This window comes from Pseudomonas sp. W17 (assembly GCF_040268305.1).
In the GTDB taxonomy this organism is placed as follows: Bacteria; Pseudomonadota; Gammaproteobacteria; order Pseudomonadales; family Pseudomonadaceae; genus Aquipseudomonas; species Aquipseudomonas protegens.
This window is the reverse complement of sequence record NZ_CP158490.1, coordinates 3,772,043-3,798,576: the sequence shown is the minus strand read 5'-3', so window position 1 is coordinate 3,798,576 and position 26,534 is coordinate 3,772,043. Positions and strand designations below refer to the sequence as shown.

Here is a 26,534-nt window from a genome sequence, read left to right as displayed (position 1 = left end):
CCGAATTCTCAGGGCCTGGCCGCTACGCGGTTCGCCGGCAAGCCGGCTCCTACGGGAGAGGGTTATTGCAACGGCCCCAGCACTTGCCGGTAGCGCTCTTCGCCCTGGGGCGTCTGGCGCACCAGGCGGATCTCCAGGCCCAGGGGGCTGTCCTGGCGGTTGCCGCTGAGCTGGCGCCAGCCTTTGTCGGCATCCCAGACCCGTACTTGCAGGTCGCTGACCCGGTTCAGCACCGCCACGCCGTCGCGCGGCGCGGGCAAAGGGTAGCGGTCGCGGGGCTCGGCCACGGCGCGGTACAGGGTGTCGCCCTTGAGCCACCAGCGCACCCGTTGCAAGCCATCCCCCGGGGTGGCGGCGCTGCGTATCACCTCCAGGCGAAAGCCCTTGCTGTCGGAGCTGCGCACGCTCAGCGGGGCCGGGCTGTCGGGCTCGGCTTCTTCGCTGTCGCCCAGGGCCGGCTCGCGCAGCTGGGTGCCGGCACGCAGGGCCACGTCACGTTCCAGCTGGTTGAGGGTGCGCAGCAGTTCTTCGGTCTGTTCGGTGCTGGCCTTGAGATGGCTGTCGGCCCGAGTGACGCTGTCCAGGCCGCGCCAGGCAATCAGGCTGACCACCGCCATCAGCATGATCGCCACCATCACTTCGATCAGGGTGAACCCCTGCTGCCGACGCTTCATGGCTGGGTCACCACCCGCAGTTGGCCGGCGGCGCTGCGTTCCAGGCTCAGGCTGTGCTGGCCGTCGGACAACACCAGGCGCAGCGGCGGGTTGATCCATTCGGCGTTCAATACCAGGCGCTGCCTGGGTTCGATGCGCACTTGCAGCGCCGGGGTTTCCCAGGCCCGGGGGCGCAGTTGGGGGTCGCCACGCAAGTCATCGATGCCGCCTCCGGATTCGCTGTGGCGGCTGAAGGCAAAGCCCTTGGCCGTGGCTCGCCAGGTGATCGGCCGACCATCGGCGCGGGCTTCGGCCTGGGCCACTTGCAGCAGTTGCGCCAGGCGCTCGGCGTCCTTGCGCAGCAGCTGCAGCGGGTCGGGCTTGATGCTCAGGCCCACGGCCGCGCTGGCAATGCCAATGATCACCAGCACCACCATCAGCTCGATCAGGGTGAAGCCTTGTTGCTTGCCTGCCTGCATCGGATTGCACTCCTTGGCCCTCGGACCAGCCTGCCAGACGCAGATGATCGTCCGGTGAAATAAAACCGTGAGAATTGAGCGGTAGGCTGGGGGTACGGACAAACAGGAGGTCCCCCCGATGCTACGTGCCATGTCATTCGCCCCGCGCCTTGATGCCCCTCGACTGCTGCAGTACGCGGCCTTGCTGGCGGCCCTGGGTGGGGTCGCCACCTGGTCGTCGCTGCTGCTGACCCCGGCCGAATCCCAGACCCCGGCGGTGGCGCCCCAGGTGCTGGCCGCGCGTTCCGACAACCCGGCCCTGCAGTGGTTTGCCAACCAGCCGGCCCAGGTGCAGATCAAGGTGTCCGGGGTCATGGCCGGGGCCCGTGGCGCGGTGGCGATCCTGCATCTGAACGATGGCCCGCCGCGCAGCTTCCTGGCCGGGGAAACCCTGACCCAGGGTGTGCGCCTGGCTGCGATCGAGGCCGACGGCGTGCTGATCGAGCGCGGCGCCGAGCAATCGCGGATCAAGGTCAGCAAGCTGCCGGACTCGCCGGAGCTGCCGCGGTTGACCCGCTAAGCCTCATTGGCGTTGTACCTGCGGCCGGCTGACCAGGGTTTCCAGGCGCGCAAGCGGCGGCGCCTCGCGGCTGCGGTCGCTGACTTGCACCTGCACCCGCACCAGCCCCGGCGCACTGCCCGGGGCGATGCGGGTTTCGCAGCGCAGCTTGAGCCGTCCCTGGTCGCAGTCGAGGTTCTTCACGCCGCTGTTCAGGCGGCCTTCCAGGCGCACTTCGGCGACCCGGCTCTGGGCCGCCAGCAAGGCCAGGGATTTGTCCCGCAGCAGGCCATTGCTCTGGGTCATCAGGCCCGCCACGCGCACCGCCGCAGCCATCGCCACGGCAATGATGGCCAGGGCCACCAGCACTTCGATCAGGGTGAAACCAGCTTGTTTGCGCAGGGCTTGCATGGGCCGCTCGAGACCGGGAAACAGCCTCGCAGACTAGCCTGCGGGCTTGACCGAATGGCGACCGAAACTCCCGAGGTTTTTCAATACCACTGACATATCTTCTTGCAACACTGCGCGACGAATCGAACTTACGCCAAGGAATGTCGAGATGGATATCGCGCCTGTAACATCCCCGCCCCGAGGCCTGCGCGGCCAGCGTGGCTTCACCCTGATCGAGATCATGGTCGTGGTGGTGATCCTCGGGATCCTGGCAGCCATGGTGGTGCCCAAGGTCCTGGATCGCCCGGACCAGGCACGGGCCACGGCGGCCAGGCAGGACATCGCCGGGCTCATGCAGGCCCTCAAGCTCTATCGCCTGGACCACGGCAGCTACCCGAACATGAACCAGGGCCTGAAGGTGCTGGTGGAGCGCCCGGCCAATGCCAAGGACAGCAACTGGCGCTCCTACCTGGAACGTCTGCCCAATGACCCCTGGGGCCGCCCGTATCACTACCTCAACCCCGGTGCCAACGGCGAAGTGGATGTGTTTTCCCTCGGCGCCGATGGCCAGCCCGACGGCGACGGCGTGAATGCTGATATCGGCTCTTGGCAACTATAGGGCCGGTCGTGAAAGCCCATTCGCCCAGTGCGGCGAAGCAGCGTGGCATGGCCATCATCAGCGCCTTGCTGATCGCCGCGGTGGTGGCGGTGATCGCCGGGGGCATGCTCACCCGGCAAACCTCTTTCACCCGCGCGGTGGAAGCCGAACAGGCGCGTATCGTCGCTGCCGGGGTGCTTCAGGGCGGCCTGGAGTACAGCCGGCAACTGCTCTGGGATGCGCGCCAGCGTGATGTGTTGACACGCCTCGACCAGGCCTGGGCGCGGCCCATCGGCGACCAGGCCCTGGGTGGATTCAACGTCGGGTTCCAGGGCCACCTGCAAGACCTGCAGGGCAAGTTCAACCTGCGCAACCTGGTGTTCAACCAGCAGGTGGATGCGGGGCAACTGCAGAGCTTCCAGCAGTTGTGCCAACTGATCGGCATCGACGGCGCCCTGGGACGGCGCATCAGCCAGCGGGTGATCGCTTCCTACCCCCAGCGCCTGCAGGCGCCAGCCGCCACCAGCAGCCATGGCAGTTTCAACAGCGGTCGCCAGACCTCGGCAGGCGCTGCGGCGCAGACCCTGGCGCCCAGGCAGCCGATGCTGCGCAGCCTGGACGACTTGCTGGGCCTTGAGGGCGTGACCCCGGAACTGCTGGCGCGCCTGGAGCCGTACGTGAGCATCCTGCCGGGCAATACCTGGATCAACGGCAACACCGCCAGCGCCGAGGTGCTGGTGGCGGCGGTGCCGGGCCTGGATCTGTCCCGGGCCCGGGCCCTGGTGGCCGAGCGTGACGCCGGGCACTGGTTCATCAACCGTGGCGACTTCGTCAATCGCCTGCGCCTGCCGCAGTTGCAGGTGGACCAGATCAAGGTCGGCATCACCAGCGAGTGGTTCCTGCTTCAGGGCCAGGCCCGCCGTGATCAGCGCCGGGTCAGCCTGCAAGCGCTGCTGCACCGTCCCGAGGACCGCATGCCCCAGGTGATCTGGTCGCGGGTGGGCGCATGAGCCGCCTGCGCATCGGCCTGCCGCCCCTGGATTTGTTGCTCGGCACCGAGCAGCCGCAGCAGTGCCGAGTGGATTTTGCAAGGCTCGATCGCGGCGGGCGGGTCACGGATACCGGTTGCTGTGCCCTGGGCCAGCTGGGGTTGCCGGGCAAGGGGGACAAGCCCCCCGCAGTGGAGTGTTTCCTGCACCCACTGGACAGCCTGCTGACCCAGATCCCATTGCCGCAATTGTCCGCTGCGCGGATCAAGGCCGCGGTGGCCTGCGCTGCCCAGGCGCTGATCCTCGGCCCCGGTGAACAGATGCATGTGGCCCACGGCCCCCGCGATGCAGAGGGTCAGGTGGCGCTGAGCTGGCTGCCCCGGGAACGCCTGCAGGCCCTGGGGCGGCTGCTGGAGCAGGCCGGGTTGAAGCTCGCCGGCCTGTACCCGGCGCCCTACGCCTTGGCGGTGCCGCCCCCGGGGCAGGTCAACCTGTGCCTGCTGGACGAGCAGTTGCTGGTGCGCCACAGCGCCACCCAGGGCAGCGTGCAGCCCCTGGTGGCCGAGACCCTGGAGCAGTTGCGCGCCAGCGCCAGCGAGCTGTGCTGGATCGGCGAAGTGCCAGCGCTGCCGGGGCAACCATTGCCAGCGCCAGAACCCCTGCCGGCGCAATTGCGCTGGAGCGGCACGCCGCCTTCCTGGGGCCTGCACAGCGGCGCGCTGGCCGGCACCCGCGCCCCCCAGGGCTGGGGCCGGGCCCTGGGCTGCTGTGCCCTGGCGGTGGCGGTCTGGGTGCTGGGCCTGAACCTGTACGCCGCCCGCGAGGCAGAGCAGGGGCAGCGGCTCAAGGCGCAGATGAGCCAGCGGGTAAAGCAGGTATTCCCCGAATTGCCGGTGGTGCTCAACCCGCTGCAACAGGCTCGCCAGCAATTGGCGGCGCGCCAGAGCGGCGCTGCGGCGGACCCCAGCCAGGGCTTCGCCCACCTGCTGGCCCAGGCGGGGCTGGCCATGCCGTTCATGGTGGGCAGCGTACAAAGCCTGGATTTTTCCGGGCAGCGCTTGCAGCTCCAATTGTTGCCAGACACCCCGAAAACCGCCGACAGCGCCTGGCAGGGGACCCTGATCCAGGCCGGCTACAGCGTGCAGGCCCAGGGCAATGGCTGGAGCCTGGCCCCGGGGCAGGCTCCAGCCGAAGAGAGCACTGGCGAGGCAACGGGAGAAGACAATGAATAAGGCCATGCTGGCGCCGTATCGGGCGCGCTGGTCGCGCCTGCAGGCCCAGGCCCTGGGTCACTGGAACGGCCTGGCCCTGCGGGAAAAGCGCTTGCTGGGGGCCTCTGCCCTGGGGTTGCTGGGGCTGTTGTTGTGGTTGCTGCTGATCCAGCCGCCGCTGAAGAAGATCGACTACTGGCAAGCCGAGACACCCAAGCTGCGCTCCCAGGCCGAGGCCCTGGAAGTGCTGCTGCACGAGGTCGCGGCGGGCCCTCGCAATGCCCCGGGCGAAAGCCTGGAACAGGCCCTGCGCCAGGCCCTGGATGCGGCCGGGCTCCAGGGTCGCTACCAGTTGCAACACGCGGATCAAGCCGGCCCCGAGAGCTGGCGGTTGACCTTTGAGCAGGCCCCGGCGGATGCCGTGGTCGGCTGGCTGCTGGGGGCTCCCCGGCAGTTTTCACTGCAGGTGGTGGAGGCTCGTCTGCAACGCGCAGACGCGGCCGCCGCCCAAGACTCGGCAGGCACACTGTCCGGGACCGTTCGCATGGATCAGGCGCAGGGCGCTAAGGAAGCTTCATGAAGTGGTCAGGTTCCAACTACGTGCGCCAGTGTCGCAAGGCCGCACCTTTTCTGCTGCTGGCGCTGGGGGCTTGCAGCAACACCACCTCCACCACGCCGCCGCCCTTGCTGGTGGACAGCGAGCTGGGCCAGCCCCTGGCCGACACCCGGCGCAGCGGCGATCTGCTGGCGGACCGCGAGCGCTTGCAGGCGCAACAGGCGCAGCGGCCGAAAGTCCTGCACCCGGTGACCAGCAGCCGCGCCCAGGGCACGTCGCGCAGCACCAGCGTGCCGCGCAATCCACTGGGTGACCAGCCGGTGCAGTTGAACTTCGTCGACGCCGATATCCAGGCGGTGGTGCGCGCGCTGTCCCGTTCCACCGGCCAGCAGTTCCTGGTAGACCCGCGAGTCAAGGGCAACCTGACCCTGGTCAGCGAAGGCCAGGTGCCGGCGCACCAGGCCTACGACATGCTGCTGGCGGCCCTGCGCATGCAGGGTTTCTCCGTGGTGGACGTGGGCGGGGTGGCCCAGGTAGTGCCCGAAGCCGACGCCAAGCTGCTGGGCGGGCCGATCTACAGCGCCGACAAGCCGGCGGGCAACGGCATGCTGACCCGCACCTTCCGCCTGCAATATGAAAATGCGGTGAACCTGATTCCGGTGCTGCGGCCCATCGTCTCGCCGAACAACCCGATCAATGCCTACCCGGGCAACAACACCATCGTGGTCACCGACTACGCGGAGAACCTGCAGCGGGTGGCGCAGATCATCAACGGCATCGACACCCCGAGCGCCATCGACACCGATGTGGTGGCGGTGCAGAACGGCATCGCCGTGGACATCGCCACCATGGTCGCCGAACTGCTGGAAACCCAGGGCGCCGACCAGACCCAGAAGATCAGCGTGATCGGCGACCCGCGCTCCAACTCCATCATCATCCGTGCCGGCAGCCCGGAGCGCACCGAACTGGCGCGCAACCTGATCTACAAACTGGACAACGCCCAGAGCAACCCCAGCAACCTGCACGTGGTGTACCTGCGCAACGCCCAGGCCGGCAAGCTGGCCCAGGCCCTGCGCGGGCTGCTCACCGGGGAAAGCGACAGTGCCGGCAGCGACGGCGCCCGGGCCATGCTCAGCGGCATGGGCGGCAACAGCCAGGGCGCCCAGGGTGCGAGCCAGAACAGCAGCGGCACGCCCACCGCCAGTGGCAACCTCAACAACAGCAGCGGCAGTGGAGCCTACGGCCAGGGCAGCAGCGCCGGCCAGGGCGGCACGGGCCAGCAGAATGACCAGAACACCGCCTTCAGTGCCGGTGGCGTGACCATCCAGGCCGATGCCACCACCAACACCTTGCTGATCTCGGCGCCGGACCCGCTGTACCGCAACCTGCGGGAGGTCATCGACCAGCTCGACCAGCGTCGCGCCCAGGTGGTGATCGAGAGCCTGATCGTCGAAGTCAGCGAAGACGATGCCAGCGAGTTCGGCGTGCAGTGGCAGGCCGGCAATCTCGGCGGGCGCGGCGGCTTTGGCGGGGTCAACCTCGGCGGCAGCGGGCTGGTGGGCACGCCGGCGAGCAAGACCAGCATCGACGTGTTGCCCAAGGGCCTGAACGTCGGCGTGGTCAGCGGCACGGTGGACATCCCGGGGATCGGCAAGGTGCTGGACCTCAAGGTCCTGGCCCGGGCCCTGAAGAGCAAGGGCGGCACCAACGTGTTGTCGACGCCCAACCTGTTGACCCTGGACAACGAGGCGGCGAGCATCTTCGTCGGCCAGACCATTCCCTTTGTCACCGGCAGCTATGTGACCGGCGGTGGCGGCACCAGCAACAACCCGTTCCAGACCGTGCAGCGGGAAGAGGTGGGCCTGAAGCTCAACGTGCGGCCGCAGATCTCCGAAGGCGGCACGGTGAAGCTGGACATCTACCAGGAGGTCAGCAGCGTCGACCAGCGGGCTTCGGTGGACGCCGGCACCGTGACCAACAAGCGGGCGATCGACACCAGCATCCTGCTGGATGACGGGCAGATCATGGTGCTCGGCGGCCTGCTGCAGGACGGCTACAGCCAGAGCAACGACGCAGTGCCGTGGCTGTCGAACATCCCCGGGCTCGGGGTGCTGTTTCGCAACGACAAGCGCAGCGTGACCAAGACCAACCTGATGGTGTTCCTGCGGCCCTACATCATTCGCGACAGTGGCGCGGGGCGCAGCATTACCCTCAATCGCTATGACTTCATGCGCCGGGTACAGGGCCAGTTGCAGCCGGAGCGCAGTTGGGTGATGCCGGATATCCAGGCGCCGCAACTGCCGGCGGCGAGCAAGGCGATCCCCGGGGCAGTGCCGGTGTCCCTGCAGGGCGTACCGCAGACGCCGCGGGCGCCGATTCGCGCGGTGCCGGTGCAATGAACGGGGCAAAGGGGCCCCAAATCCGGGCTGCCAAGCCCTTCGTAGGCACCGGCTTGCCGGCGAAGAGGCCCGTGGATCGAGCGCTGATCTTGCTGGCGCCTGCGCTGGCAAGCCAGCGCCTCCTTATGGAGGATGCCCCCATTCTTTTCCAGGCCGGCGGGCATCGCGGGTTTCACCGTGGCAACCCACGCAATGGCGCCGCACCCCACAAGGAGCCACAGCCATGACCACCCAGTTGCCCTACGCCTGGGCCAAGTCCCAGCGCATCCTCCTGCGCCACACCGAGCAGGGCGCGGTACTGCTGGTGTGCCCCTCGACGCCTGGCTGGTCCATCAGCGAAGCCCGCCGCCAGTTCGGCCCGGCGCGCCTGGAGCGGATTCGCGACGAGGAACTCGACGGCCTGCTGGCCACCGCCTACGCCGACACCGGCAGCGCAGCAGCGGTGGTCGGGGCGGCGGAGAACGAGGTGGACCTGGACCGCCTGATGCAGGACATGCCGGAAATCACCGACCTGCTGGACACCCAGGACGGCGCCCCGGTAATCCGCATGATCAACGCCTTGCTCACCCAGGCCGCGCGGGACGAGGCCAGCGATATCCATATCGAACCCTTCGAGACCCATTCGGTGGTGCGCTACCGGGTCGACGGCACCCTGCGCGACGTGGTGTCGCCACGCAAGGCGCTGCACGGCGCGCTGGTGTCGCGGATCAAGATCATGGCCCAGCTGGACATCGCCGAAAAACGCCTGCCCCAGGACGGGCGCATCGCCCTGCGGGTGGCCGGGCGGCCCATCGATATCCGTGTGTCCACGGTGCCCACCGGGCATGGCGAGCGGGTGGTGATGCGCCTGCTGGACAAGCAGGCCGGGCGCCTGCAACTGGAAACCCTGGGCATGGACCCGGACCTGCTGGCGCGCCTGGATACCCTGATCCGCCAGCCCCACGGCATCGTCCTGGTCACCGGGCCCACTGGCAGCGGCAAGACCACCAGCCTCTACGCGGCCCTGGCCCGGCTGGATGCCAGCACCAGCAATATCCTCACCGTCGAGGACCCGGTGGAATACGACCTGCCGGGCATCAGCCAGATCCAAGTCAACGCCAAGATCGACATGACCTTCGCCCTGGCACTGCGGGCGATCCTGCGCCAGGACCCGGACATCATCATGATCGGCGAGATCCGCGACCTGGAGACCGCGCAGATCGCGGTCCAGGCCTCGCTCACCGGGCACCTGGTGCTGGCGACCCTGCACACCAACGACGCGGTGTCGGCGGTCAACCGCCTGATCGACATGGGGGTGGAGCCGTTTCTCCTGGCCTCGTCGATGCTCGGGGTGCTGGCCCAGCGCCTGGTGCGGCGCCTGTGCAGCCAGTGCAAGGAGCAGGACCCGGCCAACCCCGGCACCTGGCGCCCGGTGGGCTGCCCGGCCTGCAACCACATCGGCTACAGCGGGCGAACCGGGATCCATGAGCTGTTCTGCATTGATGACGATGTGCGCAGCCTGATCCACCAGGGCGCCGAGGAGCAGGCCCTGCGTGCCGCCGCGCGCCGGGCGGGGATGTTCAGCATGCGCGAGGACGGTGAACGCTGGGTGCGCAGTGGCGCCACCGCGCCGGAAGAAATCCTGCGTGTGACACGGGACGCCTGATGAATCGCTATCGCTATGAAGCCGCCGACGCCCTCGGCAAGATCGAATCCGGGCACCTGGAAGCCGACAGCCAGGGCGCGGCCTTCGCCAGCCTGCGCAGCCGCGGCCTGACCGCCTTGCTGGTGCAGCTCGATGGCAACGGCGGCGACGGCGGAGCAGGGGGGCTGCTGCGCCCCAGGCTCTCGGACAACGACCTGGCCTGGGCCACCCGCCAGCTGGCCAGCCTGCTGGGGGCCAGCCTGCCGCTGGAGGCCGCGCTGAGCGCCACGGTGGAGCAGGCCGAGCGCAAGCACATCGCCCAGACCCTGAGCGCGGTGCGCGCGGATGTGCGCAGCGGCATGCGCCTGGCCGAGGCCCTGGCGGCGCGGCCCAGGGATTTTCCGGAGATCTACCGGGCGCTGATTGCCGCCGGCGAAGAGTCCGGCGACCTGGCCCAGGTCATGGAGCGGCTGGCGGACTACATCGAAGAGCGCAACGGCCTGCGGGGCAAGATCCTCACCGCCTTTATCTACCCGGGGGTGGTGGGGCTGGTGTCCATCGGCATCGTGATCTTCCTGCTCAGCTATGTGGTGCCTCAGGTGGTCAGTGCCTTCTCCCAGGCGCGCCAGGACCTGCCGGGGCTGACCCTGGCCATGCTCAATGCCAGTGATTTCATCCGTGCCTGGGGCGGCCTGTGCTTTGCCGCCATGGTCGCCGGGTTCTGGGGCTGGCGGGTGTACCTGCGCAACCCCCGGGCGCGCTTGAACTGGCACAGCCGGATCCTGCGCCTGCCGCTGATCGGGCGCTTTGTCCTGGGGCTGAACACCGCGCGTTTTGCCTCGACCCTGGCGATCCTCGGCAGCGCCGGGGTGCCTTTGTTGCGGGCCCTGGAAGCGGCGCGCCAGACCCTGTCCAACGACCGCCTGAGCCAGAGCGTGAGCGAGGCCACGGCCAAGGTGCGCGAAGGCGCCAACCTGGCGGCGGCGCTGCGGGTGGAGAAAGTCTTTCCGCCGGTGCTGATCCACCTGATCGCCAGCGGCGAGAAGACCGGCGCCTTGCCGCCGATGCTGGAACGGGCGGCGCAGACCCTGTCGCGGGATATCGAGCGTCGGGCCATGGGCATGACCGCCTTGCTCGAACCCTTGATGATCGTGGTGATGGGCGGTGTGGTGCTGGTGATCGTGATGGCGGTACTGCTGCCGATCATCGAGATCAACCAACTGGTCACCTGAACCGCACAACCCGACCTGACCCGGTCCGGCCCGGTCTGGCCCGGTCCGTAGGCGCTGGCTTGCCAGCGAAGGCGTCGGCAGCGGCGATGCAAGGCTGGCGGGCCTCTTCGCCGGCAAGCCGGCTCCTACGAGAGCGCAGCGGTGGTCCGAAGCACAGGGCAGGGCAGCCATAAAATTTCGCGCCGCCTGCCTCACTCCCGACCGGGCAACGGGCCAACCTCGGGTTCCTCGTTCTGTCATGTTCAGACCCGGTGGCCAGCCCCCTCGGCGCTTGCAGGGCAATGCCGCTTCCAGCCCCGGCAACCTGGCGGTCATTTTCCCGGGAAAGGCGCGAAAACCTCCGGCAAACACCCGAGAATCTTTTGCAAAAACAGCCGCTTTCTCCCGAGGTTTTTTCCTTTATCTGTCACCGGAAACTGCGAACTTCTCTCCCCATGGCCTCACCCATCAAGCCGTCTGGATCAAGGCTTCTGGCCCGAGTGCCATGGCGTCATGCAAGAGCTATTCACCCAACGTACGAACACGACGAAAGGAGATTCTTCATGTTTAAGCGCAACGTTCTCGCGGCATCCCTGACCCTGGCTGCCCTGTGCTCGGCACAGGCTGCAATGGCTGATATCAACGGCGGTGGCGCAACCCTGCCACAACCGCTGTACCAGACCGCTGGCGTACTGACCGCCGGCTTCGCTCCCTACATCGGCGTAGGCAGCGGCAACGGCAAGGCTGCCTTCCTGAACAACGACTACACCAAGTTCGTGGCCGGCACCACTGGCAAGAACGTGCACTGGGCCGGTAGCGATTCCAAGCTCAGCGCAGCAGAGCTCAAAGGTTATCAAGACAATCACCAAGCGGCCTGGGGCAAGCTGATCCAGGTGCCTTCGGTAGCCACTTCGGTTGCCGTTCCATTCAACAAGGCCGGCACTGCTGCCGTTAACCTGAGCGTCAACGACCTGTGCGGCGTGTTCTCGGGCCGTGTTTCCGACTGGAGCCAGATTGCAGGTTCGGGCCGTACCGGCGCCATCACCGTGGTTTACCGCAATGAAAGCAGCGGCACCACCGAGCTGTTCACCCGCTTCCTGAACGCCAAGTGCGCCGAGACCGGCACCTTCGCCGTGACCACCAACTTCGCTTCCAGCTACTCCGGCGGCCTGCCTGCCGGTGCGGTTGCCGCTGTTACCAGCCAAGGCGTCATGGACGCGCTGAACGCTGGCGACGGTCGCATCACCTACATGAGCCCGGACTACGCCGCGCCGACCCTGGCCGGCCTGGACGACGCTACCAAGGTGGCCAAGGTGGCTGGCGTTTCCCCGGCGCCTGCCAACGTTTCCTCGGCTATCGCCGCGGTTGCCGTGCCTGATACCACTGTTCGTGGCGACCAGAACCTGTGGGTTCCTGTCTTCACTTCCCAGGCCAACATCGACGCCAACCCAAGCGACAAGAGCCTGCGCCTGTACCCAACCAGCGGTTACCCAATCCTGGGCTTCACCAACCTGATCTTCAGCCAGTGCTACGCCGACGCTAACCAGACTTCGCAAGTACGGGCTTTCTTCAGCCGTCACTACGGTGCCCTGGTGAACAACGACACCGCCATCAACAACAACCGCTTCGTGCCTCTGCCAGCTGCCTGGAAAACCGCAGTACGTGACTCGTTCGTCACTGCCTCAAGTGGCCTGAGCATCGGTAACGCCAGCGTCTGCAACGCCATCGGCCGTCCGCTGTAACTCTCGCGTCCGATACCTGCAGCACCCGGATCAGCAACGGTTTCGACCGTTGCTGATTTTTTTCATGCTCGGCACAACGGTCCGGCACGAGTGCTCGCCCGTCCTGATACGACAGGAGTCATGTCATGTTCAAAATGCATTGGTTAGCCACGTCACTGGTGGGCAGCGCCTTATGTGCCCAGTTGGCCCTGGCGGATATCAACGGTGGCGGGTCGACGCTGCCGCAGTCGTACTACCTGGCGCCCGGGGTACTGACGGCGGGTTTTGCGCCCTACATCGGCTCTGATCTCGGGGACAAGGAAGCCTTTCTGAACAACGACTACAACCGCCTGATTCCGGGCGCCCCTGCCCGGAACGTGCACTGGGTGGCCACTGAATCGAAGTTGAGAGGCAGCGAGCTCGACGGCTACTCCATGGCCCATGGCGCGAGCTGGGGGCCGTTGATCCAGGTGCCCGTCGCCGCCACGGCGGTGGCGATCCGCTTCAACAAGGCCGGCATTGGCAACCTGGACCTGAGCGTCAATGACGTGTGCGGGATCTTCTCGGGCCGGCTGGACCGTTGGGAGTACCTGTCGAGCGGTGCAGGCACTTACGGACCACTGACGGTGGTCTACCCGCAAGGGCCCAGTGGCACCACCGAGCTGTTTACCCGTTTTCTCAATGCCAAGTGCTCTGAACCGGCCGGGCCTTTCGCGGTGACCCGGTTCTTCGCCAACGCTTATCCAGCCTCGGTGCCACAGACCGCCAAGAGCGCGCAGGGCAGCCCCCAGATCATGGAAGTGCTCAATGCAACCCCGGGGAGTGTGACCTTCATCGGTTCGAGCCACGCATCCAGCACCCTTGCCGGGCTGGAAGATGGCAGCAAGGTAGCGCGGGTAGGGGGGATAGCCCCAACACCGGCGAACATCGTCAACGCCATCAGCCTGATCAGCCCGCCGACGGCGAACCTATCGACCGGCCCGTTCAGCGACCCCATCAGGTGGGTACCGGTGTTCGCCGCTTCGTTCGATGGCAATGACCCCTCGGTGGTGCCATTTCCCAGCGTCGGGTATCCGATCCTGGGCTTTAGCACCGCGATTTTCAGCCAGTGCTACGCCGATGCGACGCAAACCGCCCAGGTGCGGGCGTTCTTTGCCCGCCAGTACGGTTCGCTGGTCACTAACGATGCGGCACTGCTCAACAACAACCTGCAACCCTTGCCGGCGATCTGGAAGGCTGCGATACGGAACGCCTTCGTGACGCCCGCCAGCCTGCGCAGTATCGGCAACCCCAATATCTGCAACGCCATTGGCCGACCTTTCTAGCCGGCCAGCGCCGCTTGCCCCTGCCTGCCGCCGTGGCACGCAGGGGCAGGGGCGACACCCTGCACCCCAAAGATGAATTTTCCGTGACATCCGTTCGGTCGCGCCTCGCGCCAACGGCCTATCCCCTAAAGCAGTGACGCGCGCCCTGGGCCCTACAAGCGTCGCGCTCCCGTGGGCGTCATAACAAAGGATGAGTAGTAATGGTTCGCTGCAAACCACCGGTCAAATCCCCCGCGCTGCGCCCTGATGGCGAGCTGCCGATCCTGCGACTCAAGCCCCTGGCCCAGGCCATCGCCCTGCTGATGGTGGCGGGCAGTGCCCATGGCGCCACGGCCTTCAGTTCCGGCTGGTTCGCCGACAAGGGCGCGTCCCAGGCCGCCACCGCCGCGCGCACCAACGGCCAGGTACCGGGGATCCCGCCGCTGTCCCAGCAGACCCGCGCCAACCAGCAGTTGCAGCGCTCCCTGAGCAACCTCAATTCCAGCGTTGCCGCCATTGCCGCCCAGCAAGCGGCCCAGGCTGCCGCACGCCAGGCCGCATTCGGCACGGTGAGCACCATTCCCGATGGCCTCGGCGAAGGCGGGCTGAAGGTCGACAACAGCCTGACCCAGGGTTGGCTCAATGCCAAAGGGCCGGTGCAGAGCCAGTCCGGTGGCAAGACCACGGTGACCATCGAGCAGACCGCCGACAAGGCCATTCTCAACTGGGAGACCTTCAACGTCGGGCGCAACACCACCGTCGATTTCCAGCAGCAGTCCAACTGGGCGCTGTTGAACAAGGTCAACGACCCCAATGGACGGCCCAGCGAAATCCAGGGCCAGATCAAGGGCGCCGGTACGGTGATGATCATGAACCGCAACGGGGTGATCTTCAGCGGCACCAGCCAGGTCAATGTGCGCAACCTGGTGGCGGCCGCGGCCACCATCAGCGACGAGCAGTTCACCCAGCGCGGGCTCTATGTGGACGCCAACGGCACCCAGCCGACCTTCAGCGATGCCCTGGGCAAGGTCCAGGTGCAGCGCGGCGCGCTGATCCAGACCCACCCGGCGGCCACCTCCACCGAATCCGGCGGCTATGCCTTGCTGCTGGGCTCGGAAGTGGAGAACGCCGGCACCATCGTCACTGCCAAGGGCCAGACCACCCTGGCGGCCGGCGACAGCTTCTACATCCGCCGCGGGGTCGGCACCAGCGGCAACCAGCACTCGACGACCCGGGGCAATGAAGTTGCCACTTCGCTGAAGGCCGGCAGCAGCGCCGGCAAGGTCAGCAACAGCGGCCTGATCATGGCCTCCACGGGCGACATCACCCTCACCGGGCACCAGGTGGCGCAGAACGGCGTGGCCCTGGCCAGCACTTCGGTGGACACCCGCGGCACCATCCATTTGCTCAACTCCGCCAGCGACAGCACCGCCAGCGTGACCCTGGGGCAGGGCAGCACCACCGCAATCCTTCTGGACAGCAGTGGCAGCAGCGCTCTGGACAGCCAGCGCAACAACGGCCTGATCAACCTCGACGGCACCCCGACCAACCTGATCACCGGCCAGTTCAACAACCTCAGCAGCGTGGCCGACCGCAGCGACCAGTCCCGGGTGGAGATCGTCAGCGGCGGCACCGTGGATTTCCAGGATGGCTCCATCACCCTGGCCACCGGTGGCCAGGTGACGGTCAGTGCCGGGCAGCGCAGCCTGGTGCGCGATGGCGCGGTGATCGATGTGGCCGGCGCCGTCGGGGTCAAGGTGGCGATGGAGTCCAACAACATCAAGATCAACGTCCAGGGCAACGAGCAGCGCGATTCGGCGGGCAACCGCGACAGCGGCCAGTTGATCAACAACGACGTCTGGGTCGACCTGCGTGAGCTGGTGTTCGTCCCGGCAGGCACCAACGGCTACGCCACCGATCGCTGGTACACCGCCGGCGGCCTGCTGGAAGTGGGCGGCTACCTGGGCACCCAGGGCCACAACATCGGCGAGTGGATGGCCCAGGGCGGTACCCTGACCTTCACCGGCAAGGACGTGGTGACCCAGTCCGGCGCCCAGTTGAACCTCTCCGGCGGCACCGTCGATGTGCAGGGCGGCTACATCCAGCAGACCTGGCTCAAAGGCGCCGACGGGCGCTTGTACGAGCTCTCCAGGGCGCCGGGGGACCTGCTCTACACCGGCATCTACAAGGGCTATGTGGACAGCAGCCCGCGCTGGGGCCGCACCGATTACTACTACAACCCGCTGATCGCCCAGCAGCGCCGCTACGAGGCCGGCTACAGCGTGGGCCGCGACGCCGGCAAGCTGGTGATCGGCACCAGCAACGCCGTGCTCGAAGGCCAGCTGGTGAGCGAAGTGTTCAAGGGCGACCGCCAGACCCAGGCGCCGAACATCAACCTGGACGGCTACCAGCAATCGCACAAGGCCGCGGCCCAGCGCGCGCAACTGATCATTGGCAACTACACGCCGATCTACAACAAGGCCAGCGGCACCCTGCGCTACGCCCTGAGCCCCAGCGTGGACAAGGTGCTGATCGAGGCCAACCAGCAGAAGATCGCCGACGGCCTGGACCTCGCCACAGCCCTGCCGGCCAACCGCCAGGGCCAGCTGGTGCTGGACAGCGACCAGCTCAACGGCTTCCAGCTGGGGGCGATCAAGGTCGGCGCCAGGCAACAGATCCAGGTCAACGGCGCGCTGAAGGTGGCCGATGGCGGCGACATCACCCTGTTCGGGCCAGAGGTCAAGATCAACGCCAACCTCACCGCCCACGGTGGCAGCATCAACGCCGGCAACGTGCTGAACCAGGTGGATGTGAACCGCAATTTCGTGGTCGGCGATGTGATCCTCGCGCCCACCGGCGGCGCCCAGGCCCGGGTCGATGTGGCCAGCGGGGTCAAGCTGGATGCCAGCGGGCGCTGGAACAACCTGGCCCTGGACCCCTCGGACAGCAGCGGCCTGGCCTTTATCAACGGGGGCAAGGTGTCGCTGCGCAGCAGCGGCGACCTCAACCTGGCCAACGGCACCCTGGTGGATGCCAGCTCCGGCGCCAGCATTGCCTATGACGGTAAGACCAGCGGTGGCAAGGGCGGCGACGTGACCCTGGCCGCCGACGGCAAGCTCGACCTCGATGGCGAGCTGCGCGGGTATGGGGTCAACGGAGGTGGCACCCTGGCCCTGCAGGCGCACAAGGTGCTGATTGGCGCCCATGATCCGGCCCCCGAGGCCGGCACCCTGCAACTGGCCGGGGATTTCTTCAACAAGGGCTTCGGTGCCTACGACATCACCGGCAACGAAGGGCTGACCGTGGCCGAGGGCGCCCAGGTCGAGGTCAAGATGCCGGTCTACCGCTTCGCGGCCCAGGCTGGCAGCAGTGCTACTGGCAGCGATCTGGCCAGCGTTCTGCAGCCATGGCTGCCGGAGCTCTACCCGCAGGACGCGGCCAAGGGCGTGCTGACCCAGCGCCGTGGCGCCGGGCTGACCCTGAGCGCCGGCAACCAGTACTCCACGGCTGCCCAGTTGGCCACCACGGCGCTGAACGTGGGGCAGGGCGCGGTGATCAGTGTCGACCCGGGGCAGGCCATCAACCTGCGCAGCGTCGGCCAGTTGACCCTGAACGGCACGCTCAATGCCTGGGGCGGCAGCGTCAGTCTGGGCGGCCTGACGGTGGCCAGTTCCGAGGCCGCCAATGCCGCCGGTCACGGGCGCTCGATCTGGGTCGGCGAGCAGGCGGTGATTGATGTGGCGGCGCGGGCGGTGAGCGCCGTGGACAACCGTGGCCGCCGTTATGGCCAGGTGCGCAATGGCGGCAAGATCGCCATCGGCGGCGAGATCGACCTGGCCACCGGTATCGCCAAGGCCAGCGACCTGTTTGTGGTGGTGCGCGAGGGTGCGCGTCTCGACGCTTCCGGCGCCCAGGCGGCCCTGGACATTCCCGGCCAGGGCCGGGTGCAGGTGGCCAGCAACGGTGGCAGCATCAGCTTCGCGTCCAACAACGGCCTGTACCTGGACGGCAGCTTCGTCGCCCGGGCCGGGGGCGCCGGCGCTGCCGGGGGTACTTTGTCCCTGGCCCTGGAAAGCCCGTACTACATCAAGAACGCGGTCAACGACCGGGTGCTCAAGGCCCGGGAACTGGTGCTCAGCCAGACCCACCAGGGCAGTGCGCTGCCCGCTAGCGCCGACGCCGCAGCCGCCAGTCTGGAGTATGGCCACGGCCGCCTCGGGGTGGATCAAGTCACCGCCGGCGGCTTCGACAACCTGGCACTGCTGAGCAACGGCCTGTTGAGCTTCGATGGCGATGTGTCGCTGAACATGGGCCAGAGCCTGCGCCTGTACAGCGGTGCCCTGAACCTCAGCGAAAGCGCCGCGGCCAATAGCCGGGTCGACCTGTCGGCACCCTACCTGCTGCTGGCGGGCATCCTCGCGCCGCTGGAAGCCAAGGACCAGTACGTGCGTCCGGTCTCCACCGGCACGCCGTCGCAACAGGCCACCCAGGCGCAGTTCAATGCCAGCGGCAACCTGATCGATGTGCGTGGCAACGTGGTGTTCGGCAGCAAGGGCACGTTGCGCCAGGCCGACAACAGCCTGCTGAGCGTCGAGCGCCGCGGGTTCGACCATGTGCAACTGACCAGCCAGGGCGACCTGCGCTTTCTCGCCGGGGCCGGGGCCGATGTGATCGCCAAGGGCATCAGCACCCAGTTGCTGACCCAGGGCGACATGACCCTGCGGGCCGCGCAGTTGTACCCGGGTACCGAGGTCGGGGCCCGGGTGATTGCCGGCTACCTCAACGATATTTCCGGCACCAGCATCAACTTCGACCCCACGCGCACCCTGGCCATCGGCCGCACCGGCCAGGGCGAGGCGCCTGTGCCGTACTCGGCCTTCGGCCGCTTGCAGCTGGGCGCGGCCAACATCCAGCAGGGCGGGGTGGTCCGTGCGCCCCTGGGGCTGATCGAGATCGGCAACCTGGGCGCGAGCAAGGTCGAGCTGCTGCCCGGCAGCCTGACTTCGGTCAGCGGCAAGGGCCTGGTACTGCCTTACGGCGGCACCGTCGATGGCCAGGTCTACAAGTACAACGGCAAGACCGTGACCTTCCTCGGCCAGGGCGCCCTGGTGAATGAGAACAGCGACCTGAGCGTCGGGGTGATCCTGGGCGGCAAGTCGGTGCAGGTACAGCCCGATGCCACCGTGGACCTGTCCGGTGGTGGCGAACTGCTGGGCGCCGGGTTCATTTCCGGGCGCGGCGGCTCCACCGATGCGCGCTACAGCCCGCTGGTGCAGATCGGCGCCAACGGCAGCTTCATCCTCCCGGGCCTGGGCAGCAACCCGATCTACGCCATAGTGCCCGGGGTGCAGCCGGGCTATGCGCCGGTGGCACCGGAGGGCGGCGCGGTGGACCCGCTGATCGGCCAGCAGATCACCATTGGCGCCGGGGTTCCGGGGCTGGCGGCGGGCACCTACACCCTGATGCCGTCCACCTATGCGCTGATGCCGGGGGCCTTTCGCGTCGAGATCAACGGCCTGGCCGGGCTCGGCACCGAAGGCGCGACCCAGCCGTTGCGCAATGGCTCCTGGTCCACCGCCGGGCGCTTGTCGATCGCCCATACCGGGATCAGCAACAGCGTCGCCAGCCAGTTGATCCTGACCTCGGCCGACACCCTGCGCCGCTATTCCCAGTACAACGAAACCGGCTATGCCCAGTTCGCCCTGGCCGATGCCGCCAAGCTCGGGGTGCCACGGCCGATGCTGCCGGTGGACGCCAAGACCCTGAAGCTGGCCCTGGAGCCGGGGGCCGGTGCGGATGCCTTCTCGTTCAAGGGCATTGGCCGTTTCGATGCCGCTGCGGGGGGCTATGGCGGCACCGTCGCGGTGTTGAACATGGGCAGTGGCAACATCGAAGTGGTGGCGGCCGGCAAGTCGGCCACCCAGGGTTTCAACGGCGTTACCCTGGATGCCGACAGCCTCAACGCCATGGGCGCAGCGCGCCTGATGCTGGGCGGCCTGACGCTGGTCAAGTACGGCCAGGGCGGCAACTACATCACCGTGGCCGAAGGCGTGAACACGCCCAAGGGCTCGATCACCTTGCGCGAGGGCGCCACCCTGGCCGCGCCGGAAGTGTTCCTGGTGAGCAACACCGGCGAGATCGTCCTGGAGCAGGGCGCCTCGATCAATACCCTGGGCCGAGGCAAGGCCAGCTATGACGCCCGTGACGGTTTCACCTACCAGGTGGCCAATATGCTGGCGGTGTCCAACGGCCTGCTCAACGTGATCAGCAAGGCCCAGGCCGGCGGACAGACCAGCGGTGGCATCCGGCTCGGGGTGTGCGCCAGCGCGCCGTGCAGCGGGCAGACCGCACTGTATTCCGATGGCAGCCTCGTTGCCCTGACCGACAACGCCTTCGAGCTGGGTGACCAGGTGCGCTACGGCACCCGCCACCTGAACCTGGGCCTGAACAACATCAACGTCGGCAGCCCGGAGGCGCTGGCGGCAGCGGCGGCGGGCAATCGCCTGCCCAGCGGCATGACCCTGACCCAGCAACTGCTCGACCGCCTGCTGCGCGGCGATACCCAGTTCGGCGCCCCGGCCCTGGAGACCTTGCAGCTCTCGGCCCGGGACGGCTTCAACTTCTACGGCAGCGCCAGCCTGGACACCTACGACCCGGCGACCGGTAAGTCGCTGCTGAGCAACCTGATGCTCTCCACCCCGGCGATCTACGGTGCCGGGGGCGCCAATGATGTGGCCAGCATCCACACCGCCAACCTGATCTGGCAGGGTTCCGAGACCCCGGCAGGCGCGGTGGTGGCCGGCGGTGCCGGAACCGGCAGCGGCCGCCTGCAAATCAATGCCGAACGCATCGAGTTCGGCTACGGGGCCTTTGCCCAGCCCAGCACCACCAAGAGTTTCGACCGCCTGGCCCTGGGTTTTGCCAACGTCGACCTCAATGCCAGCCAGCGCATTACCGCCAACCACAAGGGCAGCCTGTCGGTCTACCAGAGCCAGGGTGCCTTCGATCCGCTCAAGGGGTTTGCCTACAGCGGCGGCAACCTGAATATCCTCACCCCACTGATGACCGGCGAGGCCGGCTCGGTGAACCGCATCACCTCTGGCGGCGCCATGGATATCGGCGCCTCGGCCGGCCCTCGTGGCCAGGCCAATGGCCAGGGCGCGGAACTGTCTCTGCAGGGCGACAGCATCCGCCTGGCCAGTGCCGTGGTGCTGCCCAGCGGCAAGGTGACCCTGGGGGGCCGGGGTGATGTCAGCCTGACCGATGCGGCGCTGATCGATGTGGCTGGCCGCACCATCGCCTTCAATGACCTGAGCAAATACGGCGCCGGCGGCGAAGTGCTGCTGCAGAGTGCTATCGGCAATGTGCTGCAGGCCACGGGCTCGACCATCGACCTTTCGGCCACCCATAACCAGGCCGGCAAGCTGCGGGCGGTGGCGCTGGACAGTGCGGCCGGGCGGGTAGACCTGGCGGGCAAGGTCCTTGGCGGCAGCAGCGGCTACTACGATGCCGGCGGCACCCTGGTGCCGTTCCTCGGCGCCACGGTGGAAATCCAGGCCCAGCACCTGGGCAGCAGCGGCACCCTGGACGAGCAGTTCGCCGCCCTCAACCAGCGCCTGAACCAGGGCCAGGTCTTTGGCGCACGCAGCTTCCAGCTCAAGCAGGGCGACCTGACCATCGGCGACGGGGTCAGGGCCAGCACCGTCAACGTCTCGGTGGACAACGGCAGCCTGCGGGTTACCGGGCGAGTGGACGCCAGCGGCGAACGAGTCGGCAGTATCAACCTGGCGGCCGGCAAGGGCCTGACCCTGGACGGCAGCGCGGTGCTCGATGCCCACGGCAGCAAGCTGCGGGTGGACAGCTACGGCAAGATCATCGACTCACCGAACCGCGCCAGCGTGATGCTCAGCTCGGGCCAGGGCCGCCTGACCCTGGCCGACGGTGCGCGTATCGACCTGCGCCACGGCACCGACGTGGCAGTGGGCAGCGCGGCGGGGCAGAACGACGGCCGCAGCCGCGGCACCCTGGAGCTGAACGCGCCGCGCCTCGTCCAGGCGGACCAGAGCAGCAACGACATCGACATCGATGCCCGCGGCCCGCTGGATATCCAGGGCGCGCGCTCGATTGCGGTCAACGGCATGCTCCGCTACGACGATGCTCCGGAAAAAACCGACGCCACCGCCAGCGGCCGCCCTTACCAGGAAATCACCCAGGCCTACCTGGATGCCAAGCATGCCCAGAGCACGGCCTTTATCAACGCGGCCCTGCAAAACAGCGACCTGCTGCAGAACAAGCTGGCCGGCCTGAACAACGCCGGCTATGCCGACGCCTTCCATCTGCGGCCCGGGGTCGAGATCGCCAGCAAGAGCGCAGACGGCGACCTGGTGGTGCAGGGCGACCTGGACCTGTCGGGCTATCGCTATGCCAGCCTCAACCCCCACAGCCAGAAGACCTCGGTCTACGGTTCCGGCGAGGTCGGCAGCCTGACGCTGCGCGCCGGGGGCGACCTGAATGTCTATGGCAGTATCAACGACGGCTTCGCGCCGCCGCCTGCCACCGTGGACGACAAGGGCTGGGTGCTGCTGCCGGGCGTGGACTTCACCGGTGGCACTATCATCGTGCCGGGCAACGGCGTGACCCTCGCCGACGGCACCGCCTTCCCGGCGGGCAGCACCCTCAACTACGACCTGCCGATCAAGGGGCTGACCGTGGCCGCGGGCACGCGCCTGCCGGTCACGGCGACCCTGGACCAGACCCTGGTACTGCCGGCGGGTACGGTACTGGCGGCGGCGATTCGCGATGCCTCGGGCAACCTGCTGTTCGCCGCCGGGACCCTGCTCGGCGAGCCCCGGACCCTGGTCGCCGGCACCCGTCTGGAGGCCGGGACGCTGTTGACCCAGGGCACCCAGCTGCGGTCCATGACCTGGCCCAAGGGCGTGCCGCTGCCGCAAGTACACCTGGCCAATGTGAACAACAATATCGTCATGCTCGACGGCAGCAAGGCCCTGCCCAAGGGCGGGCTGATCCCGGCCGGCACCCACGTCAAGCTGCCGAGCGGCGTCGACTCGGTGCAGTTGCGGCCCGAAGACGTCGGGCGCCAGGGCAAGCTCTGGGCCATTGCGCCGATGCTTGCCGAAGGCTCGCAATCCTGGTCCCTGCGCCTGGTGGCCGGGGCCGATACCAGCGCAGCCGACAGCCGCATCGTGCAGGCCAACCCTCGCAGCGGTGACTTGCATCTGGCGGACAGCCATTACGGGATGTTCGCCAAGGAACTGCCCAGCCAGGTGGTGCGGACCTGGACCCAGGTGGCGGTGGATGACCTGGCCGGCGTAGGGATAGTGGTCAAGGCCGGCGATCCGATCGACGAACAATTGCTGGTGGATCTGGGGCAGACCTCGATCGAGCAGTTCTGTGCCGACAGCCCGGCCTATTGCGCGATCAAGGCCAGCTACGCCTGGACCCAGCTGGCGGTGGACGAGCTGGCGGGCGCCGGGGTGGTGGTCAAGGCCGGCGATCCGATCGATGAGCAACTCCTGCTGGACCTGGGGCAGTCGTCCGTCGCGGCCTTCTGTGAAGAGTCGCCCGCCTTTTGCATGGCCCTGGACAGCAAGACCTATGGCGCAACGCCGTCCAGCAGTCGCTTCAGCGTGATCCGCACCGGCACCGGCGACCTTGAACTGCTCAGCGCCGGCAACCTGAGCATGGACTCGCTGTACGGGGTCTACACCGCCGGTACCTCCTCCACGGCGACGACGGCCGGCGATCCCTACAACCAGCCACGGGCCCTGGGAACGGGAGCCACGGTGCTCAATGACCCGGGCAGTTACTTCGAGCAGTTCGTCAATGGCAGCGGCACCAGCCTGTACCGCGCCTGGTACCCGGAGGCGGGGGGCAACCTGCGGGTCAGTGCCGGTGGCGACCTGACCGGCAACATCAGCAGTACCGCCAACGACAGCCGTGCCTGGCCCAACCCCAAGGACAACGGCCAGGACTCGGCCGAAGTGGGCAACTGGCTGTGGCGCCAGGGCAGCGGCGATGTCGCCACCGGCGGTTCGGCGCAACCCGGCGCCTGGTGGATCAACTTCGGCACCTATGCGGCCAACGGCAGCGCCGACCGGATGCTGGGCTTTACCGGGTTCGGCACTCTGGGCGGCGGCAACCTGGAGCTGAATGTCGGCGGTGACGCGGGCATCCTCCAGCGCCTGACGGACAGCGCCGGCGCCTCCACCGTGGCGCCCCGCAGCCAGGGGCTGGTGCTGGCCGTGGGCAGTACCGGCCGGGTCGCCAGCGATGGCAGCCTGCAACTGACCGGCGGTGGCGACCTGCGGGTGAACATTGCGGGCGCCTTGAACCCGGCCAGCAACCTGGTCATCGAGCATCGCAACGGGGTGGTGGTCAACCTGCGTGGCAGCAGCCATTTGCAGAGTGCCTCCCTGGGCAGCATCGACCTGCACTATGGCGGCACCGCCGTTGACCACAACCCCAGCGAAGCCCGGGCCTTCGACCCGTTGCGCGCCACCCGTGGCCTGGCCCAGGGCGGCCTGACCCTGGTGCCCGGCGATGCCACCTTCAACCTGCAGAGCCGCGGCGACCTGGTGGTGCAGAACGTCGAGGACCCGGGCCGGGTCCGCCAGTTCAACACCGCGCTCTTCAGCCGTGGCAGCCAGCAAGGCAGCGGCCTGAGCTGGTTCACCCTGTGGACCGAGCGTACCGCCATCGACCTGATGTCCCTGGGCGGCAACCTGACCCCGCTCACCAGCCCTGGCAGCACCGATCTGGCGGTGGTCTATCCGTCGATCCTCAGGGCCGTGGCAGCCAGCGGCAGCCTTTACTATGGCAAGGCCGCCAGCGCGCAAGTCGGCGACCTCAACTACCGGGTGCCGCTGTTCCTGGCGCCGGGCGCCGCAGGGCAGTTGCAGTTCCTGGCCCAGGACTCGATCTACGCGGGCGGTTTCACCGTCAGCCAGTCGGGCGCCGCGGCCGCTTCGGTGGCCACGCCCTGGCGTCCGGCATTTGTCGGCAGCATCGAGGGTGAAGTGGTGGCCAGCAACCTGTCGGTCAACGGCAACCCGGTCATCGGCTCGATCCTGCCGTTGTTCGCCTTCGGTTCCGGCAGCGTCTCCGGGCTGGTTGCCGGCCCGGCCGATCCGGCGCGTTTCTATGCGGTGAACGGCGACCTGATGGGGGTCAACAGCGGCCGGATCATCACCTTCGGCCAGGCGGCCTCCCAGTTGCACTCGGGGCAGACCTGGTACGAGGGCAGCCGCCCGGTGTGGATGATGGCCGGGCGCGATATCGTCAGCAGTGGCCGGACCTTCGGCGTCGAGGACCCGGTCAATGGCTCGACCTCCCAGGGCAACCTGTTCGTGCACAACAACCCCAGCGACATCTCCGTCGTCAGCGCCGGGCGCGACATCCTCTACAGCAACTTCAACGTCGCCGGCCCCGGCACCCTGGAACTGACCGCGGGGCGCAACATCCTCATGGAGGACAAGGTCAGCGTCACCAGCATCGGTGCCGTGGCGCCGGGGGACCGCCGGCCTGGGGCGAGCATCGTGATGCAGGCCGGGTTCGGCCCCAACGGCCCGGACTACCGGCGCTTCGTCGAGGCTTACCTGGACCCGGCCAACCTCGCCCAGCCGGGCGAAAGCCTGTCGGGCGCTAGGGTGGCCAAGACCTACGAGGGCGAACTGCTGGACTGGCTGGCCGAGCGCTTCGGCTTTGTCGGCGACAGCGCCCAGGCCCGGGCCTATTACGCGGCCCTGCCCGCGGAACAACAGCGGGTGTTTGCCCGGAATGTGTATTTTGCCGAGCTCAAGGCCGCCGGCCGCGAGTACACCGAGGAAGGCGGCATGCGCCAGGGCAGCTATGCCCGTGGCCGTGCGGCGATTGCCGGGCTGTTCCCGAGCACCGACGTGGCGGGCAACCCGATCACCTACCAGGGCGATATCACCCTGTTCGGCGGTGCCGGGGTGCACACCGACTTTGGCGGCAACATCCAGATGCTGACCCCCGGCGGCAACCAGACCTTCGGCATCGAGGGCACGGCGCCACCGGCCTCGGCGGGGATCATCACCCAGGGCGCGGGGGACATCCAGTTGTACTCCCTGGGCAGCATCCTGCTGGGCCAGAGCCGGATCATGACCACCTTCGGCGGCTCGATCATGGGCTGGTCGGCGGCGGGCGATATCAACGCCGGCCGCGGTTCCAAGACCACCGTGGTCTATACACCGCCCAAGCGGGTCTACGACAACTGGGGCAACGTCAGCCTGTCGCCGTCGGTGCCCAGCACCGGGGCGGGGATCGCCACTCTCAACCCGATACCCGAAGTGGCGGCCGGCGACATCGACCTGATCGCGCCCCTGGGCACCATCGATGCCGGCGAGGCGGGGATCCGGGTCTCGGGCAACGTCAACATCGCCGCTTTGCGGGTGGTCAACGCGGCGAACATCCAGACCCAGGGCAAGTCCAGCGGGGTGCCGGTCACGGCGGCGGTCAACACCGGCGCCATGACCTCGGCCAGCGCCGCCGGCTCCGCCGCGTCCCAGGCCGCGGAAGATGCGGCCCGCAACCAGCAGGCGGCGGCCAAGCAGGGCCGGGCGTCCATCGTCACCGTGGAAGTGCTGGGCTTTGGTAGCGAACCGGTGCAACGCCCCCGTGAAGACGCCAGCCGCGCCCCGGGCTACAACCCCGACAGCCCGGTGCAGGTGCTGGGCGCCGGGCCCTTGAGCGACCAGGCCCGGGCGCGTTTGACCGACGAGGAGCGCGGGCAACTGACGCTGTAGGTTCTCTCGTGGTAGCAAGGCTTGGGGGCGATCGTTGATCGCCCCTTTTTTTTGAAGCAGGGGAGGTGCTATTCCA

At 67.8% G+C, this 26,534-nt stretch carries 14 protein-coding genes; 11 read left to right on the top strand and 3 right to left on the bottom strand.

Going from position 1 to position 26,534, the window contains the following annotated elements; genetic code table 11:
* Nucleotides 1-62 precede the first annotated feature (62 nt).
* The gene (gspJ, locus tag ABCR88_RS17395) at nt 63-674 is read right to left on the bottom strand and encodes a type II secretion system minor pseudopilin GspJ (protein WP_015635429.1); all 612 of its coding nucleotides are present in this window, start codon (nt 672-674) and stop codon (nt 63-65) included.
* Entirely contained in the window at nt 671-1,132 is a 462-nt protein-coding gene (locus ABCR88_RS17390; protein ID WP_011061042.1) for a GspH/FimT family pseudopilin, read from the bottom strand. Before ABCR88_RS17390 ends, gspJ begins: the two co-directional genes overlap by 4 nt.
* A 118-nt stretch (nt 1,133-1,250) precedes the next feature.
* On the opposite strand from ABCR88_RS17390, the gene ABCR88_RS17385 reads away from it, so the two are divergent.
* Nucleotides 1,251-1,691, top strand: coding sequence for a type II secretion system protein N (locus tag ABCR88_RS17385; protein WP_015635431.1), 441 nt, complete (start codon nt 1,251-1,253; stop codon nt 1,689-1,691).
* Between the two features lie 3 nt (nt 1,692-1,694).
* On the opposite strand, the gene gspI is transcribed toward ABCR88_RS17385, so the two are convergent.
* Nucleotides 1,695-2,081: a type II secretion system minor pseudopilin GspI gene (gene gspI, locus ABCR88_RS17380; protein ID WP_011061044.1), complete on the bottom strand. Its 387-nt coding sequence runs from the start codon at nt 2,079-2,081 to the stop codon at nt 1,695-1,697.
* A gap of 148 nt (nt 2,082-2,229) precedes the next feature.
* Here gspI and gspG point away from each other — a divergent pair, with 148 nt between their 5' ends.
* The 10 genes from gspG (at nt 2,230) to ABCR88_RS17330 (ending at nt 26,458) form a co-directional block, all read left to right on the top strand.
* Entirely contained in the window at nt 2,230-2,679 is a 450-nt protein-coding gene (gene gspG / locus ABCR88_RS17375) for a type II secretion system major pseudopilin GspG (protein WP_011061045.1), read from the top strand.
* A gap of 8 nt (nt 2,680-2,687) precedes the next feature.
* Complete coding sequence (gene gspK, locus ABCR88_RS17370) at nt 2,688-3,668, top strand: type II secretion system minor pseudopilin GspK (protein ID WP_236186657.1); 981 nt, start codon at nt 2,688-2,690, stop codon at nt 3,666-3,668.
* Nucleotides 3,665-4,879, top strand: a complete 1,215-nt coding sequence (gene gspL, locus ABCR88_RS17365) for a type II secretion system protein GspL (RefSeq protein WP_350402852.1) — start codon at nt 3,665-3,667, stop codon at nt 4,877-4,879. The genes gspK and gspL overlap by 4 nt, the downstream gene beginning before the upstream one ends.
* Nucleotides 4,872-5,438, top strand: a complete 567-nt coding sequence (gene gspM, locus ABCR88_RS17360) for a type II secretion system protein GspM (protein WP_350024056.1) — start codon at nt 4,872-4,874, stop codon at nt 5,436-5,438. The genes gspL and gspM overlap by 8 nt, the downstream gene beginning before the upstream one ends.
* Entirely contained in the window at nt 5,435-7,813 is a 2,379-nt protein-coding gene (gene gspD, locus ABCR88_RS17355) for a type II secretion system secretin GspD (RefSeq protein ID WP_350402849.1), read from the top strand. The genes gspM and gspD overlap by 4 nt, the downstream gene beginning before the upstream one ends.
* A 223-nt stretch (nt 7,814-8,036) precedes the next feature.
* The gene (gene gspE, locus ABCR88_RS17350) at nt 8,037-9,458 is read left to right on the top strand and encodes a type II secretion system ATPase GspE (protein WP_015635436.1); all 1,422 of its coding nucleotides are present in this window, start codon (nt 8,037-8,039) and stop codon (nt 9,456-9,458) included.
* Nucleotides 9,458-10,669, top strand: a complete 1,212-nt coding sequence (gene gspF / locus ABCR88_RS17345; protein WP_011061051.1) for a type II secretion system inner membrane protein GspF — start codon at nt 9,458-9,460, stop codon at nt 10,667-10,669. Before gspE ends, gspF begins: the two co-directional genes overlap by 1 nt.
* A gap of 542 nt (nt 10,670-11,211) precedes the next feature.
* Nucleotides 11,212-12,390 carry a substrate-binding domain-containing protein gene (locus tag ABCR88_RS17340; protein WP_015635437.1) on the top strand — a complete coding sequence of 393 codons (1,179 nt, stop codon included), beginning with the start codon at nt 11,212-11,214 and terminating at the stop codon, nt 12,388-12,390.
* A gap of 125 nt (nt 12,391-12,515) precedes the next feature.
* Complete coding sequence (locus ABCR88_RS17335; RefSeq protein ID WP_077934022.1) at nt 12,516-13,694, top strand: substrate-binding domain-containing protein; 1,179 nt, start codon at nt 12,516-12,518, stop codon at nt 13,692-13,694.
* 200 nt (nt 13,695-13,894) lie between these two features.
* On the top strand, nt 13,895-26,458 hold the full coding sequence (locus ABCR88_RS17330) for a filamentous haemagglutinin family protein (protein ID WP_350402845.1): 12,564 nt from the start codon (nt 13,895-13,897) through the stop codon (nt 26,456-26,458).
* Nucleotides 26,459-26,534 lie beyond the last annotated feature (76 nt).

Excerpts from the sequence above, each read along its gene's own strand:
- gspJ (WP_015635429.1), bottom strand. The coding sequence starts at position 674 with ATGAAGCGTCGGCAGCAGGGGTTCACCCTGATCGAAGTGATGGTGGCG.
- ABCR88_RS17390 (WP_011061042.1), bottom strand. The coding sequence starts at position 1,132 with ATGCAGGCAGGCAAGCAACAAGGCTTCACCCTGATCGAGCTGATGGTG.
- ABCR88_RS17385 (WP_015635431.1), top strand. The coding sequence starts at position 1,251 with ATGCTACGTGCCATGTCATTCGCCCCGCGCCTTGATGCCCCTCGACTG.
- gspI (WP_011061044.1), bottom strand. The coding sequence starts at position 2,081 with ATGCAAGCCCTGCGCAAACAAGCTGGTTTCACCCTGATCGAAGTGCTG.
- gspG (WP_011061045.1), top strand. The coding sequence starts at position 2,230 with ATGGATATCGCGCCTGTAACATCCCCGCCCCGAGGCCTGCGCGGCCAG.
- gspL (WP_350402852.1), top strand. The coding sequence starts at position 3,665 with ATGAGCCGCCTGCGCATCGGCCTGCCGCCCCTGGATTTGTTGCTCGGC.
- gspM (WP_350024056.1), top strand. The coding sequence starts at position 4,872 with ATGAATAAGGCCATGCTGGCGCCGTATCGGGCGCGCTGGTCGCGCCTG.
- gspD (WP_350402849.1), top strand. The coding sequence starts at position 5,435 with ATGAAGTGGTCAGGTTCCAACTACGTGCGCCAGTGTCGCAAGGCCGCA.
- gspE (WP_015635436.1), top strand. The coding sequence starts at position 8,037 with ATGACCACCCAGTTGCCCTACGCCTGGGCCAAGTCCCAGCGCATCCTC.
- gspF (WP_011061051.1), top strand. The coding sequence starts at position 9,458 with ATGAATCGCTATCGCTATGAAGCCGCCGACGCCCTCGGCAAGATCGAA.
- ABCR88_RS17340 (WP_015635437.1), top strand. The coding sequence starts at position 11,212 with ATGTTTAAGCGCAACGTTCTCGCGGCATCCCTGACCCTGGCTGCCCTG.
- ABCR88_RS17335 (WP_077934022.1), top strand. The coding sequence starts at position 12,516 with ATGTTCAAAATGCATTGGTTAGCCACGTCACTGGTGGGCAGCGCCTTA.
- ABCR88_RS17330 (WP_350402845.1), top strand. The coding sequence starts at position 13,895 with ATGGTTCGCTGCAAACCACCGGTCAAATCCCCCGCGCTGCGCCCTGAT.